This is a genomic window from Streptomyces sp. M41(2017) (assembly GCF_002078175.1).
In the GTDB taxonomy this organism is placed as follows: domain Bacteria; phylum Actinomycetota; class Actinomycetes; order Streptomycetales; family Streptomycetaceae; genus Streptomyces.
On sequence record NZ_MWFK01000001.1, the window covers coordinates 4,837,276 to 4,851,756 of the forward strand.

Annotated in this window: 12 protein-coding genes; 5 read left to right on the top strand and 7 right to left on the bottom strand. The window is 73.1% G+C overall.

Going from position 1 to position 14,481, the window contains the following annotated elements:
* Positions 1-44: 44 nt before the first annotated feature.
* The 3 genes from B0675_RS21110 to B0675_RS21120 all read left to right on the top strand — a co-directional run bounded on the left by B0675_RS21110 (position 45) and on the right by B0675_RS21120 (position 4,089).
* On the top strand, positions 45-914 hold the full coding sequence (locus tag B0675_RS21110; RefSeq protein WP_081220367.1) for a UbiA family prenyltransferase: 870 nt from the start codon (positions 45-47) through the stop codon (positions 912-914).
* A 213-nt stretch (positions 915-1,127) separates the two neighbouring features.
* The gene (locus B0675_RS21115) at positions 1,128-3,179 is read left to right on the top strand and encodes a phospholipase C, phosphocholine-specific (protein WP_081220368.1); all 2,052 of its coding nucleotides are present in this window, start codon (positions 1,128-1,130) and stop codon (positions 3,177-3,179) included.
* 52 nt (positions 3,180-3,231) lie between these two features.
* Positions 3,232-4,089: a phospholipid scramblase-related protein gene (locus B0675_RS21120; protein WP_081220369.1), complete on the top strand. Its 858-nt coding sequence runs from the start codon at positions 3,232-3,234 to the stop codon at positions 4,087-4,089.
* Positions 4,090-4,260: 171 nt separating this feature from the next.
* Here B0675_RS21120 and B0675_RS21125 read toward each other — a convergent pair whose 3' ends face one another.
* Positions 4,261-5,217 carry a hypothetical protein gene (locus B0675_RS21125; RefSeq protein ID WP_081220370.1) on the bottom strand — a complete coding sequence of 319 codons (957 nt, stop codon included), beginning with the start codon at positions 5,215-5,217 and terminating at the stop codon, positions 4,261-4,263.
* Positions 5,214-6,143: a phosphatase PAP2 family protein gene (locus B0675_RS21130; protein WP_081220371.1), complete on the bottom strand. Its 930-nt coding sequence runs from the start codon at positions 6,141-6,143 to the stop codon at positions 5,214-5,216. The genes B0675_RS21125 and B0675_RS21130 overlap by 4 nt, the downstream gene beginning before the upstream one ends.
* Before the next feature lie 230 nt (positions 6,144-6,373).
* Between B0675_RS21130 and B0675_RS21135 the strand changes: the two genes are divergently transcribed.
* Entirely contained in the window at positions 6,374-6,991 is a 618-nt protein-coding gene (locus B0675_RS21135) for a TetR/AcrR family transcriptional regulator (protein WP_081220372.1), read from the top strand.
* A gap of 152 nt (positions 6,992-7,143) precedes the next feature.
* Here the strand turns inward: B0675_RS21135 and B0675_RS21140 are convergent, their stop codons facing one another.
* Both B0675_RS21140 and B0675_RS41400 read right to left on the bottom strand, forming a co-directional pair.
* Positions 7,144-8,172, bottom strand: coding sequence for a DUF2510 domain-containing protein (locus B0675_RS21140; RefSeq protein WP_081220373.1), 1,029 nt, complete (start codon positions 8,170-8,172; stop codon positions 7,144-7,146).
* Between the two features lie 63 nt (positions 8,173-8,235).
* Entirely contained in the window at positions 8,236-8,382 is a 147-nt protein-coding gene (locus B0675_RS41400; protein ID WP_179165335.1) for a hypothetical protein, read from the bottom strand.
* A gap of 259 nt (positions 8,383-8,641) precedes the next feature.
* Between B0675_RS41400 and B0675_RS21145 the strand changes: the two genes are divergently transcribed.
* On the top strand, positions 8,642-11,308 hold the full coding sequence (locus B0675_RS21145; RefSeq protein WP_081220374.1) for an AAA family ATPase: 2,667 nt from the start codon (positions 8,642-8,644) through the stop codon (positions 11,306-11,308).
* 135 nt (positions 11,309-11,443) lie between these two features.
* Here the strand turns inward: B0675_RS21145 and pcaD are convergent, their stop codons facing one another.
* From pcaD to pcaG, 3 genes are read right to left on the bottom strand one after another with little or no spacing between them, the layout of a single operon-like run.
* A complete protein-coding gene (pcaD, locus tag B0675_RS21150) occupies positions 11,444-12,574 on the bottom strand; it encodes a 3-oxoadipate enol-lactonase (protein WP_081220375.1) in 1,131 nt (376 codons plus the stop codon).
* Positions 12,571-13,920, bottom strand: a complete 1,350-nt coding sequence (pcaB, locus tag B0675_RS21155; RefSeq protein WP_081220376.1) for a 3-carboxy-cis,cis-muconate cycloisomerase — start codon at positions 13,918-13,920, stop codon at positions 12,571-12,573. Before pcaB ends, pcaD begins: the two co-directional genes overlap by 4 nt.
* Positions 13,917-14,480 carry a protocatechuate 3,4-dioxygenase subunit alpha gene (gene pcaG / locus B0675_RS21160; RefSeq protein ID WP_081220377.1) on the bottom strand — a complete coding sequence of 188 codons (564 nt, stop codon included), beginning with the start codon at positions 14,478-14,480 and terminating at the stop codon, positions 13,917-13,919. The genes pcaB and pcaG overlap by 4 nt, the downstream gene beginning before the upstream one ends.
* Position 14,481: the final 1 nt, after the last annotated feature.

Genomic DNA, 14,481 nt, shown 5'->3' on the forward strand with positions numbered 1-14,481 from the left:
GCGCATCCGGCCGGTGCGGGGCGGGCGCGCCTACGATCGGCCGCGTGGGCACTCCCGGGCAGTCGAGGACAGGTCACCCGGAGGCGGGGTGGGCCGGCCGGACGGCCGGGCTGATCGGGTCCTGCCACCCCGGGCCCGTCGTGGCGGTCACCGCCCTGACGACCGCGCTCGCCGTGACGGCGGGCCAGAGCGCGGCCCGCTGTGTACTGACCGCTCTCGCCGTGCTGACCGGGCAGTTGTCCGTCGGCTGGTGCAACGACGCGTTCGACGCGCACCGGGACCTCGCCGCGGGCCGCCAGGGCAAACCCGTCGTCGACGGCACCGTCCGGGTGGCCGAGGTGTGGGTGGCCGCGTACACGGCGCTGGCGCTCTGCGTGCCGCTGTCGTTCGCCTGCGGACTCCTCGCGGGCGCCGTCCACCTGACCGGAGTCGCGGCGGCCTGGGCGTACGACCTGCGGCTCAAGGCGACCGTCTGGTCCTGGGTGCCGTACGCGGTGGGGTTCGCGGCGCTGCCCGCGTTCGTGGCGCTGGGGCTGCCGGGCGGGCCGTGGCCGGCCTGGTGGGCGGTGACCGCGGGGGCGCTGCTCGGGATCGGCGCCCATCTCGGCGACGTCCTGCCGGACATCCGCGGTGATCTGGCGATCGGAGTACGGGGATGGCCGCACCGGCTCGGTCCGGACGGCGCCCGGCTGCTGCTGCCGGTACCGCTGGTCGCCGCGTCCGCCACGCTGGTGCTGGGACCGGCCGGACCGCCCGGCGGACGCGGGATCGCGGCGCTCGCGGCGGCCGCCCTGGTGGCCGTGGCGGGGACGGTCCTGGGCCGTCGCCGGGAACGGGCCGCGTTCGCGGCGGCCGTCGCCGTCGCCGTGGTCGACGTGGCGCTGCTGCTGGTCCGCGGCACCGGCATCGCGTGACGGTCCCGGCCTCCGCCGGCCCGGGACCGCGCTCCGGCGCCCGGTCACCGCGTCGTCCGACGACCTGTCCGGAACCGTTCGCCTCGCGTACCTCCGAGTTTCACGCAAGAGCCACAGGGCCCTTCCCTGACGTTTGGTGCTCTTGGAACACTCCTTTCGCGCACCTTCCGTCACATCCGGCCCCACCCGTCAGGACAAAGAGGTCAATCACTCATGCCCCACGTGAATCGGCGCCGATTCCTCCAGCTCGCCGGTGGCACAGCGGCGTTCACCGCGCTGTCGAACAGCATCCAGCGCGCCGCGGCCCTGCCCGCGCAGCACCGCTCCGGCACGATCGAGGACGTCGAGCACATCGTCGTCCTGATGCAGGAGAACCGCTCGTTCGACCACTACTTCGGCTCTCTGAAGGGCGTCCGCGGTTTCGGGGACCCGCGCCCGGCGACCACGACGGGCACCAAGTCCGTCTGGTACCAGTCGGACGGCACCAAGGACGTGCTCCCCTTCCACCCCGAGGCGGACGACCTCGGGCTGGCCTTCATCCAGGACCTCCCCCACGGCTGGAGCGACGGCCACACCGCCTTCAACAAGGGCAGGTACGACAAGTGGGTGCCCGCCAAGTCGGCCACGACGATGGCCTATCTGACGCGTGAGGACATCCCGTTCCACTACGCGCTGGCCGACTCCTTCACCGTCTGCGACGCGTACCACTGCTCCTTCATCGGCTCGACGGACCCGAACCGCTACTACATGTGGACGGGTTACACGGGCAACGACGGCAAGGGCGGCGGCCCGGTCCTCGGCAACGACGAGGCCGGCTACAGCTGGACGACGTACCCCGAGCGGCTGGAGGCGGCCGGCGTCTCCTGGAAGATCTACCAGGACATCGGCGACGGTCTCGACGCGGCCGGTTCCTGGGGCTGGATCTCCGACGCCTACCGCGGCAACTACGGTGACAACTCGCTGCTGTACTTCAACCAGTACCGCGACGCCAAGCCCGGCGACCCCCTCTACGACAAGGCGCGCACCGGCACCGACGCGCGCAAGGGCGAGGGCTTCTTCGACCGGCTGCGGGCCGACGTGCAGGGCGGCACGCTGCCGCAGATCTCCTGGATCGCCGCCCCCGAGGCGTTCACCGAACACCCCAACTGGCCCGCGAACTACGGCGCCTGGTACATCTCCCAGGTCCTCGACGCGCTCACCTCCGACCCCGAGGTGTGGAGCAGGACGGCGCTGTTCATCACCTACGACGAGAACGACGGCTTCTTCGACCACCTGGTGCCGCCGTTCCCGCCGCAGTCCGCCGCGCAGGGCAAGTCCACCGTCGACGTCGGCCCCGACCTGTACAAGGGGGACGCGAGCCACGCCGCGGGCCCCTACGGACTCGGCCAGCGGGTGCCGATGCTCGTCGTCTCGCCCTGGAGCAAGGGCGGCTACGTCTGCTCCGAGACGCTCGACCACACCTCCATCATCCGGTTCATGGAGACCCGCTTCGGGGTGCGCGAGCCCAACATCTCGCCCTGGCGCCGCGCGATCACCGGCGACCTCACCGCCGCCTTCGACTTCACGCACACGGACACCAGGCCGGTCGCGCTGCCCGACACCGACGGCTACCTGCCGCCGGACCACGACCGTCACCCCGACTACGTGCCGACCCCGCCGGCGAACCCGGCGCTGCCCAAGCAGGAGCGCGGCTCGCGTCCCGCCCGGCCGCTCAAGTACGCGCCGCTGGTGGACGGTTCGGCGGACACCGGTGCGGGGACGTTCACGCTCACCTTCGGCTCCGGCGCCAAGGCGGGCGCCGCCTTCCTCGTCACGTCCGGAAACCGCACCGACGGCCCCTGGACGTACACCACCGAGGCCGGCAAGACGGTCGCCGACACCTGGAACTCGGCGTACTCCAACGGCTCGTACGACCTCACGGTGCACGGCCCGAACGGGTTCCTGCGCGGCTTCAAGGGCGCCAACAGGACCGCCGGCCCCGAGGTCACGGCCCGCCACACGGGCAACGACGTGGAGCTGACGTTCACCAACAAGGGGACGGCCGCCGCGAACCTGAAGCTCACCAGCCGGTACGGCGGGCAGGCCCAGGCCTTCCGGGTGAAGCCGGGCGCGACCGTGAAGCACACGGTGGACCTGCGGGCGAGCAAGCGCTGGTACGACCTGAGCGTGGCCTCCGACACGGACGCGGGCTTCCTGCGGCGATTCGCCGGACATGTCGAGAACGGCCGGGCGGGCGTCAGTGACCCGGCTCTCGTCACCGTCTGATGGCCGCTCGACCGCCGGTTGATTTCCGGCCATGTCACGGTAGTGTGCCCCGGTGACCACGCATTCGAACACTCCTGCAGGTTGGTACCCGGACCCGAACGGAACGCCCCAGACGGTGCGTTACTGGGACGGATCGCAGTGGACCGACCACACGAATGCGGACCAGCAGGCCTCGGCCGCGCAGCAGGTTCCGCAGCAGGCCCAGGCGCCGCAGCAGGCGTTCCCCCAGCAGGCCGCGCCGGCTTCCGACCCGCGCGTCCAGCGTCAGGTGCAGCAGCAGGCCGGAGTCGCCGCGGGCGGCGCCGGCGGCGGCAGCCTGTTCACCGAGCCGGTCCTGGTGGTGAACCAGAAGGCCAAGCTGATCGAGCTGACCAACGAGTACAAGGTCATGGACCAGCAGGGCAACCTGATCGGCTCGGTCGTCCAGGTCGGGCAGAACGCCTTCAAGAAGATCCTGCGCTTCGTCTCCAGCCTCGACCAGTACATGACCCACAAGCTGGAGATCCGTGACGCGCACGGGCAGCCGCAGCTGCTGCTGACCCGTCCCGCGAAGTTCATCAAGTCGCGGGTGATCGTGACGCGTCCGGACGGTTCGCCGGTCGGGGAGATCGTCCAGCAGAACATGTTCGGCAAGATCAACTTCGCGATCAACGCCAACGGACAGCAGGTCGGCGCGATCAAGGCGGAGAACTGGCGGGCCTGGAACTTCGCGATCGTGGACCACGCCGACAACGAGGTCGCCCGGATCACGAAGACCTGGGAAGGCCTCGCCAAGACCATGTTCACGACCGCGGACAACTACGTCCTGCAGATCCACTTCCAGCTCCCCGAACCCCTGCTGAGTCTCGTCGTCGCGACGGCGCTCACCGTCGACACGGCGCTCAAGCAGGACTCCCGCGGACTGGGATGAACCGACCGGGCCGCTGTGGCCCGTAAGCACGGAAGGGCGGTCGCGGATCTCTCCGCGACCGCCCTTCCGTTTCCCGCCGGGGTGCCGGGGTGCCGGGGTGCCGGGGTGCCGGGGTACGGGGTGCTGTGGCGCCCGGCCCCGCGGTCCGTCCGGACCGCGGGGACGCCCGCGCTACAGCGACGTGAGGTGTCCGGGACTGGGCTGCTGCGGCAGCAGTGACGGCTCGCACGCCGCCGATCCCGGTTCCAGCGCCAGCACCGCCGCGACCGGGTGGTCTTCGTCGACGGCCGGTTCGGCCGCGACCGCGGCGCGTTCCGGAGCCGAGCGGGACAGTGTCACCACACCCCAGCCCGCCACCGAAGCCCCGGCGAGGGCGAGCAGGACCCCCGCCGCTCCGCCCTGCAGCCGTTCGCCCAGCAGCGACAGGCCGATCGCCGCGGCGGCCAGCGGATTGGCGAGGGTCACGACCGCCAGCGGTGCGCCGAGGCCACCCTGATAGGCGGTCTGCGACAGCAGCAGTCCGCCCGCCGCGAAGACCGCCACGAGCAGCGCCACCACGACGACCTGGGCGCTCAGCAGCGAGTCCGAACGGTCCGTCGCGGCCACCGTCACGGTCTGGGTCAGGGCGGAGGCGACACCCGACGCGAAACCGGAAGCCGTCGCGTGCCGCAGCCCCGGTCGCGCGCCGCGCGACAGGGCGCCGATGAGCACGGCGGTCGTACCGGCCACACCCAGCGCCTGCGGCAGGCTGAGCACGTCGTCGGGCGCAGGGCCGGACGCCGTGACGAGCAGGGCCGCGAGGCCGATGAGAGTGAGCGCCGTACCGCGCCACTCCACCGGGCTGACCTTCCGGCCGGCGACCCGCGCGCCCAGCGGGACCGCGGCGACCAGGGTGAGCGCGCCGAGCGGCTGCACCAGCGTGAGCGTTCCGTACTTGAGGGCGGCGACGTGCAGCAGCGCGGCCGCGGCGTTCAGCACCACCGACCACCACCAGGCACCGTCGGCCAGCAGGCGCAGGGTGCCCGAGCCGCCCGACCGGGCGGCGAGCCGCTCCTGGGCGACGGCCGCGGCGGCGTAGGCGACCGCGGAGAACAAGGACAGCACGATGGCGGCGAGGGTCGGGTTCATCGGCCCGCTCCGACCAGCTCGGGCCGGTCCTGCGCCGGGATCCTGGTCCGTCCGTGCCCCTGGCCCCGGACCGCGGTCGTCGCGGTGCGGCGCGGCGCGTGGACCACGGCGAGCGCGACGCCGAGCAGCGCGGCCGCGACGACGGAGTCGAGCCAGTAGTGGTTCGCGGTGCCGACGATCACCACGAGCGTCACCAGCGGATGCAGCAGCCACAGCCAGCGCCAGCGCGACCGGGTCGCCGCGATCAGCCCGATCGCGACCATCAGCGCCCAGCCGAAGTGCAGTGACGGCATGGCGGCGAACTGGTTCGCCATCGCGTCGGTCGCCGGGTGCGCCCCGTAGACCGAGGGCCCGTACAGCTGCCCGGTGTCCAGGAGGCCGGACTCGGCGAGCAGCCGCGGCGGGGCCAGGGGGAAGGTGAGGTGCCCGACCAGGGCGGCCGCGGTGACCAGGGCGAGCACCCGGCGTGCCCACACGTAGTGCGTGGGGCGTCGCAGATAGAGCCAGACCAGGAAGGCCGCGGTGGCCGGGAAGTGCACGGTCGCGTAGTAGGTGTTCGCGATGTGCACGAGGGTGTCGCTGTGCAGCAGGGCGGTCTGCACGGCGCCTTCGCCCGGCAGGTGGAGGGAGCGCTCCGCGTCCCACACCCGGTGGGCGTTGGTGAACGCCTCCGCGGTGTGACCGGTGGCCAGCTGACGGCCGACCTTGTAGACGACGAAGAGGCCGACGACGAGCAGCACCTCGCGTACGAGCGGCGGCCGCGCGGCGCTGTCGCGCAGGTCGGGCCCGGTGCGGTGCGCGGTGGTGTGCGCCCACGCGAGCGCGCTGCGCGGCGCCCCGGCGGGTTCGGCCGCGTCGGGTGGCTCCGGTTCCGGCGCGGACTCGGATGCTGACGTGGAAACTGCAGGCTCGGTTCGGGAATCCATCCCCCGGCCCCCTTGCTGACGATCGTGCGTGGGGTGGTGCGCGGTGAGCCCAGGACAGGATCCACTCGGTGTCCGGTCCGGAGGAGTGGATCCTGTCCAAGGCTCATCGATACGACAGTGTACCGATACGCCAGTGTACCGATACGGAGCAGTACCGGTACAGTGGCGTATCGATTAGAGTGTGTGCAGCACGACACCCACACGCGTCGGATGCAGCGAGGAGAAGCGCCATGACGTCGCAGGCCGCGGACGGACCGGAAACGGTCGTCGCCTCGCGCCGCTCCAAGATCACGCCCGAGCGTGAGCAGGAGTTCTTCGACGCCGTGCTCGAACAGATCCGGGAATGCGGCTACGAGGCGCTCACCATGGAGGGCGTCGCCGCCAGCACCCGCTGCAGCAAGTCCACGCTCTACCGCCAGTGGCGGACCAAGCCCCAGTTCGTGGCCGCCGCGCTGCGCAACAACCGCTGCCCGCGTTTCACGGGGATCGACACCGGCTCTCTCGCGGGTGATCTGCGGGAGGCGGCCCGGGCCGCCGGCGAGTGGGCCGGCCGGGACAGCACCCAGCTGCTCCAGGGCCTCGGCAACGCCGTGATGCAGGACAAGGAGCTCCAGCAGGCGCTCCGCGACGCGCTCGTCGAACCCGAGGTCGTCGAACTGCGGCAGATGATCGCCCGTGGCGTCGAGCGCGGTGAGATCGCCGCCGACCATCCGGCGCTGGAGTTCGTACCGGCCCAGATGCTCGGCGTCCTGCGGGTGCGCCCTCTCCTGGAGGGGCAGTACGCGGACGCGGCGTATCTCACACAGTTCGTGGAGGCGGTCGTGCTGCCTGCCCTGGGCCTGACCTGAGACTCAGGCCGCCGTCCGCGGGATGACCGGACGACGGCCTGTCACGCGCCGCACCGTGGGGACGGGGGCGGCGCGCACCCCCCGGCCGGGTGGGGTTCCCCTTGAGCGGAGGGGCGCTCCACCCGGCCGAACCATGTCCGGGGGACCTGCCGCTACACGTTCTGTCCGTCGCCGCCGGTTCCCGAGGCCACCTTGATGCCCTTGGTGATGGTGTCGATCGTCGACAGCTCGGGCGCCTTGGAACCGACGTCGACGCCGAAGCGGACCACGACGAGCGAGGTGGTGTCGGCGGGGGAGGGGAAGACGAGCGATTCGACGTACCCGTCGTCGCCCTTGCTCGTCGCGACCTTCCAGCGGACCAGGTAGCCCTTCTGCCCGGCCACCGTGACCGCCTTGGAGGCCAGCTCCTTGTGCGAGGTGATCGAGCCGTAGCCCTTGCCGTAGGACTCGGTGGCGTTCTTGGAGATGTCCTCCTTGGCCGCCGCCTCAGCGGTCTTCGCCTTCAGGCCCTGCAACTTGGCGGGGGCCGAATAGGCGCCGCCGCGCTGGCACTTCTGCGAGGTGTCGCCGGGGCACTTGTACGTGTCCTTGGTGGAGACCGTCGCGCTGCCCGTGCCGTCCTGGCCGGTCCAGCCGTCCGGCACCGGGATGCTGATGCCGTTGTAGGAGTCCGTGGCGTAGCCGGCCTCGGTCTGCGGCTGTCCCGACTGGCCGGGCGCCGGGCTCTGTTCGCCGGGGCCTCCGGAGCCGCCGGATCCTCCGGAGTCCCCGGGAGCACCACCAGGGCCGCCGGACCCGCCCTCGCCGCCGGAACCGCCCTGCCCGTTCGGACCGCCGCTCGGTCCGCCCCGGCCGTCGGGGCCGACCTGGCCACCGGGGCTCCGGGAGGCGGAGCTGCCGCCGTCGTCCTTGGTCAGGGCGTACACGCCGCCGCCGATCCCCGCCAGCACGGCGATGGCGGCGGCGACCGCTATGCCCGTGCGCAGTCCGCGCCTGCGAGAACCCGGCGGTGCCGGATGGGGCCCCGTCGGCGGGTACCCCGGGGGACCCCAGGGGGCGGCCGACCCGACGGGGCGGACCTGATCCGTCCATGTCCTACCGTCCCACCAGCGCTCGGCGGCGGGAGCGTCACTTGTCTGCCCGGGGTCGGGATACCAGCCGGGGGGAGTCACCTGCGTCATGGGCCCACCGTATGAGCCCAGGGTGAAAGGCGGATGAGAGGGTTCCCCTCCCGGGCCGCCGGGTCACTTCGGGACCAGCCGCACCGGGGTCCGCTCCGCCGGGGACTCGTCCCCCTCGATGACGTTGCCCACGGATCCCGCCGACAGGGCTCCGCGGAACTGCCCGGGCCGGACGGCGCGCAGGTCGCAGTCGTGCGCGGGAGCGCTCATGCCGGTTCCTCCCGGGGGCGTGCGGGGAGCGGTCACGGTCGGACCGCGGCGAAACGATGTTGGAAAGTTGGCGCCATTTCCCCGGCCGTCGCCTGTCGGTAACTTTCACAACGGTCGTCGGAGGCCCCGGGGCGTCGCCTCCAATACCTCGCCGTCACCCGTCCCGGCAACTGGTGACGGGTCCCGCCTCCACCGAGGCGTCCAGAAGGCTAGGCTCGTTCCCTGTACGTCGTTTGGGCGACCTTGGGGAGGGAGCGGGATGACGGAGGTACGGCCCGGAGCGGTCGCCTCGGCCTCCCTGTGGGAGCGCGACGAGGAGGTCGCCACACTCGAGGCGGCGATCACGGCGCTGCGCGCGGACTCCGCGACCTCGGGCAGTCTGCTCGTGCTCAGCGGCGACGCGGGCCTCGGCAAGACGGCCCTCCTCGCCGAGGCGCGCCGCATCGCGGAACGCAACGGCTGTTCGGTGTGGTCGGCGCGCGGCGGCGAGACCGTCACGTCCGTCCCCTTCAACGTCGTACGGCATCTGCTGCAGCCCGCCCTCGTCTCGCTGCTTCCGGAGGAGGCGCGCGAGTACCTCGGCGACTGGTACGACATCGCGGGACCCGCCCTCGGCATAACCGAACCGGGCGACCGGCAGCCCGACCCGCAGGGCGTCTGCGACGGACTCGTCGCCGCGGTGCGCCGGCTCGCCAAGCGCGACTGGCCGCTCGTCCTGCTCATCGACGACGCGCACTGGGCGGACCAGGAGACCCTGCGCTGGCTCGCCGCGTTCGCCGAGCGCCTCGACGACCTGTCCGTCCTCGTCGTGGTCGCCCGCAGGCCCGGCGGGGTCAGCGGCGAGAGCGCCCGGCTGCTCGACGCCGTCGCCGCCGCGGCCCTCCCGATCTCCACCCTGAGCGCGCTCACCCCGGTCGCGACCGAGGGCCTCACCCGGGCCACGCTCGGGGAGCACGCGGACGCGCCCTTCTGCCGCGAGGTCTGGGCGGTCACCGGCAGCAACCCCTACGAGACCGTGGAACTGCTCGCCAAGGTCCAGGACAGCGAACTCGAACCGGGCGAGGGCTCGGCCGCCGAACTGCGCGACCTGAACCGCTCGGCGCGCGGCCGCGGACTCGTCGCCCGCCTCGAAGGACTCGGCATCGACGCCACCCGGTTCGCCTGGGCGGCCGCCATCCTCGGCACCGGCATCTCCCTCGACCTCGCCGGCCAACTCGCCGGAATGCCCGACGACGAGGCCCAGCGCTGCGCCGAACTGCTGGGTGCCGCACGCATCCTGACGACCGCTCAGTCCACGAACGGCCACGGTGCCGAGGGCGACCTGGAGTTCGTGCACCCGCTCATCGCGACCGCCGTCTACCGCTCGATCCCGGACGCCCTGCGCACCGCCATGCACGGGCAGGCCGCCTGGGCGGTCACCGAGTCGGGACGCGGCGCCGCGGCGGCCTCCCGCCACCTCCTCGAAGTGCACCCGGACGACGACCCCGAACTCGTCGAGCAGATGCGGGAGGCGGCCCGCGAACACCTCGCCGTCGGCGCCCCGGACGCAGCCCGGCGCTGTCTGGAGCGTGCGCTCCAGGAGCCGCCGCTGCCCGAGGTGCACGCGCTGCTGCTCTACGAACTGGGCTGTGCCACCCTCCTGACCGCGCCGTCCACGACCATCGGCCACCTGCGCGCCGCGCTCGAACGCCCCGGCCTGGAGGACACCGTCCGCGTGGACGCCGTCTTCCGGCTCTCCCAGGCGCTGTTGCACAACAACCAGCTCGACGAGGCCGTCCGCACGGTCGACGCCGAGGTGGACCGGCTCACGCCCGGACCCGCCCGGATGCGGCTTCAGGCCGTGCACTACATGTGGGAGGGCATCCACGCCGGCGAGGAGCGTTCCGGACACTCCAGCGGCCTCGCGGAACTCGCCGAGACCTGCGCCGGCCGCGACAACTCCGAGCGTGCCGTGCTGATACTGCGCGGCTTCGACGCGATGACCCGGGGCGAGAACGCCGAGGAGGTCGTGGAACTCTGCGACCGTGCCCTCGTCAACGGCCGCCTCGCACCCGGACTCGGCTGGACCGACACCGAGTGGGGTGTCGAACTCCTGCTGATGCTGGGCAGCGCGTACGCCTACGCCGACCGGCTCGACCGGGCCGAGAGCCTGTTCAGCGAAGCCCTGCGCGCCTATGTGAAGGCCGGCTGGAGCGGCGGCCATCTGTCGCTGGCCAACGCCTATCTCGGACTCGCCCACCGCCGCCGGGGCCGTCTCGCCGACGCCGAGCACTACCAGCGCGAGTCCCTGCGGCTCGCGGAGCGCGTCGGACGCGGACTGCCGCTGTACTGGTCGGCGACCTGCGGTCTCATCGACACCCTGCTGGCGCGTGGTCACGTCCAGCAGGCCGCCGAGATCGCCGAACGCTACGGCTTCGCACCGCCGTACCCCTCCACGATCGTCCTCCCGGACACCCGGTCCGTCCGCGGCCGCCTGCTGATCGCCCTCGGCCGCACCAAGGAGGGTGTCAACGAACTGGAGGCGGCGGAGAAGGCGGCCACCGCGCGCGGTCACCACAACACGGTGCTCGCGCCCTGGGCCGTCGACCTCGCCAGAGCGCTCGCCGCGGAGGACCCGTCCCGTGCGGCGGCCCTCGCGGCCGAGGCGCGCCGCCAGGCCGAGCGGTTCGGCACCGACACGGCGATCGGTGAGGCCCTCCGCTGCGCCGCCGCGCTGGAGACCGGCCAGCGGGCCGTCCGGCTGGCCGCGCAGGCGGTCACCTATCTGGAGGCCTCGCCCTGCCAGTACGAGCACGCGGCGGCCCGCATCGAGTACGGCATCGCCTCCCGCTCGGTGACGGAACTCAACAAGGGCCTCACTCTGGCCCGCACGAGCGGAGCCGACGGTCTGGTGAAGAAGGCGGAACGCGCCCTGGCGGGGCTGTAGGCACGGCGCCCGGCCTTCGAGGAGCGGGGTCCGGGGCGGCGCCCCGGAAGGGAAGGGAAGGGAAGGGGCGGAGGGGGAACCCACTGCTCCGCTTCCTTTCCCCTTCCCTTCCCTTCCCCCCTTCCCTGACGGAGGTCACTCCGCGAGCGGGCCGTCCTCGTCCGCCAGCACCCGCTGGGCCACGGCGAACGCGGAGTTGGCGGCGGGGACACCGCAGTACACGGCGGTCTGCAGCAGCACCGCGCCGATCTCCTCGGGCGTGAGTCCGTTGCGCCGCGCCGCCCGGACGTGCATCGCCAGCTCGTCGAGATGACCGTGCGCCACCAGCGCGGTCAGCGTGACCAGGCTGCGCTCCCGGCGCGTCAGCGTCGGATCGGTCCAGATCTCGCCCCAGGCGTAGCGCGCGATGAAGTCCTGGAACCGGGCCGTGAACGGCGTCTGGCGGGCCTGCGCACGGTCCACGTGATCGTCGCCGAGGACCTCGCGGCGGACCTCCATGCCCCGCCCCGGGTCCCCCGAGAGATGGGGACGCAGCGCCGTCAGGACGGCGTCCGGACGCTCGGCGGGCGCCAGGTGCGAGGCACCCGGGATCTCGACGAGCGCCGCGCCCGCCACCGCGTCCGCGATCTCCCGCAGATGGGCGGGCGGTGTGGCGGGATCCTCGCGTCCGGCGACGAGCAGCGTCGGCACGGTGATCGACGCGAGCCGGTCCCGGATGTCGAACGCGGCGAGGGCGTCACAACAGGCGGCGTACGCGGCGGGATCGGCGGTGCGGTGGTCCTCCACGAGGCCCGGCACGGTGAATCCCGGTGTGAACCAGCGGCTCTGGGCGCTCGCGGCCACCGGGGCGAGGCCCTCGCGGCGCACCAGTTCCGCCCGCTCCTCCCACGGCTTCGACCCGTTGAAGTGGGCGGAGGAACAGATCACGGCGAGGGAGGTGAGCCGTTCGGGGTGGTGGACCGCCAGGTGCAGGCCGACGGCGCCGCCCAGCGAGACACCGGCGTACGCGAACCGCTCGATGCCGAGCACGTCGGCCAGCTTCAGCACGAGTCCCGCGAGGTCGGCGACCGTCGCCCCGGGGCCGATCAGGTGGCCCGGAGAATCGCCGTGGCCGGGAAGGTCCCAGCGCACGACGTTGTGGGTGACGGACAGTTCGGGTGCGAGGCCGTCCCACAACGCGGTCGACGTCCCGAGCGAGGGCCCGAGGAGCAGCGGGGGAGCGGTCAGAGGGCCTTCGCTGCGGTGGTTGAGGATCTTCCCGGTCAACGTCGCTCCAGTGCACGGTCGGTGAGGGCCCCGGCGGAGCCCGTGTAGCGGGTGGGGTCGGTGAGGTCCGCGAGGTCGGAGGCGGTGAGGTCCGCGAGGTCGGGTTCCTCGCCGAGCACGTCCGCCAGGGGCCGCCTCGCGGAGACGGCGCGTTCGGCGGCGCGGGTGAGGAGCTCCTTGGCGCGGGACCGGCCGAGCAGGGGGGTGAGTTCGGCGGCCAGCCGTTCGGAGACGATCAATCCGTGGGTGAGGTCCAGGTGTTCGCGCATCGCCGCGGCGTCCACACGCAGCCCTTCGGTGAGTTCGGCCGCCTGCGCGGCGGCCCCGCCGACCAGCCGGAGCAGGTCGCGCAGTGGCTCCCACTCGGCGTGCCAGGCACCGGCCGGGCGTTCGTCCTCGGCGGTCAGCGCGCCGTACAGCGTGGCCGCGAGCAGCGGTGCCCGGCGCGCCGCCGCGACGACGAGGGTGGCGCGCACCGGGTTCGCCTTGTGCGGCATCGCGGACGAGCCGCCCCCCGAGCCCTCGGCCAGTTCGGCGATCTCCGTGCGGGACAGGGTGAGGACGTCGGCGGCCGTCTTGCCCAGCGCGCCCGCCGTGAAGGCGAGCGCGCCGGCCAGGTCGGCGACCGGCGTCCGCAGGGTGTGCCACGGCAACACCGGCTCGGTGAGCCCGAGTTCGCGGGCGTACGCGGCGGTCAGCTCCCGGGTGTCGTCCGCCCCGAACACGGTGAAGGCCGCCAGCGTGCCCGCGGCGCCGCCGAGCTGGGCCGGCAGGGACGACCGTACGGTCCGCACACGGTCCCCGGCGTCGAGGACCAGCGAACGCCAGCCCGCCGCCTTCAGCCCGAAGGTCGTGGGCACCGCGTGCTGGGTGAGGGTGCGGCCCGGGAGCACGGTGTCGCGGTGCTCCCGCGCCAGCCGGGCCAGCGCCCGCGCCGTGCGGTCGAGGTCGCCGAGGAGCACGTCCAGGGTGCGGGCGGAGACGAGCATGGTGGCGGAGTCCAGGATGTCCTGGCTGGTCGCGCCGCGGTGCACGTACGGGCCGTGCTCCGCGGCGACGGCGGCGGTCAGGTCCGCGACCAGGGGGATCACCGGGTTGCCGCCGGACCGGGCGCGCAGCGCGATCGACGCGACGTCGAAGCCCGCCCCGCCGGCCGCCTCGGACACCGCCGCGGCGGCCTCGGCCGGGGCCAGTCCGAGCGACGCCTGGGCGCGGGTCAGGGCGGCTTCGGCGTCGAGCAGGGCCCGCAGATACGCGGCGTCGCTCGTCTCCGTCGAGGCCGGGGAGCCCGCCCATCCGGGGGCGAGCAGACCGGCGTCGGCGGAGACGGGGTCGACAGCTGTCACGGGAACTCCAGGAAGACCGTTTCGCCTTCGCCCTGAAGGCGGATGTCGAAACGGTACGTCCGCGGGGCGTCCCCGGCCGCGACCAGCGTGGCGCGCCGCTCGGCCGGCAACGTGTCGAGCAGCGGGTCCGCTCCGTCGGCCAGATAGGCGCGGGTGAACAGGTGGTGGGTCAGACCGCGCGCGAACACGCAGACGCTGATGTACGGCAGCCCGGTGTTGCCCGGCGGCAGCGTGCGCAGCGTGTAGTGGCCGTCGGCGTCGGTGCCGACCCGGCCGAAGCCCGTGAAGTCGACGCCGTTGCGGCCGAGGAAACCGCCCGTCGACGGATCGCGGCGCAGGGACCCCGGGGCGCCGGTGAGGGAGCCGTCGGGTGCCGCCTGCCAGAAGTCGAGCAGGGCGTCGGGGACCGGCACACCCGCGCCGTCGGTCACGTGCCCGTGCAGGGTGATGGTGTCGGGGTGGCCCTCGGGCGCTATGGCACCGCCGCCCGGGAAGGGCAGCGCGTGGCCGTAGAAGGGGCCGATGGTGTGGGACGGGGTGGGGAGCAACCGCTCGGTCATG

Bases quoted from the DNA above. Each gene is read 5' to 3' on its own strand.
- B0675_RS21115 (WP_081220368.1), top strand. From the start codon at position 1,128: ATGCCCCACGTGAATCGGCGCCGATTCCTCCAGCTCGCCGGTGGCACA.
- B0675_RS21125 (WP_081220370.1), bottom strand. From the start codon at position 5,217: ATGAACCCGACCCTCGCCGCCATCGTGCTGTCCTTGTTCTCCGCGGTC.
- B0675_RS21130 (WP_081220371.1), bottom strand. From the start codon at position 6,143: ATGGATTCCCGAACCGAGCCTGCAGTTTCCACGTCAGCATCCGAGTCC.
- B0675_RS21135 (WP_081220372.1), top strand. From the start codon at position 6,374: ATGACGTCGCAGGCCGCGGACGGACCGGAAACGGTCGTCGCCTCGCGC.
- B0675_RS21140 (WP_081220373.1), bottom strand. From the start codon at position 8,172: ATGACGCAGGTGACTCCCCCCGGCTGGTATCCCGACCCCGGGCAGACA.
- B0675_RS41400 (WP_179165335.1), bottom strand. From the start codon at position 8,382: ATGAGCGCTCCCGCGCACGACTGCGACCTGCGCGCCGTCCGGCCCGGG.
- B0675_RS21145 (WP_081220374.1), top strand. From the start codon at position 8,642: ATGACGGAGGTACGGCCCGGAGCGGTCGCCTCGGCCTCCCTGTGGGAG.
- pcaG (WP_081220377.1), bottom strand. From the start codon at position 14,480: ATGACCGAGCGGTTGCTCCCCACCCCGTCCCACACCATCGGCCCCTTC.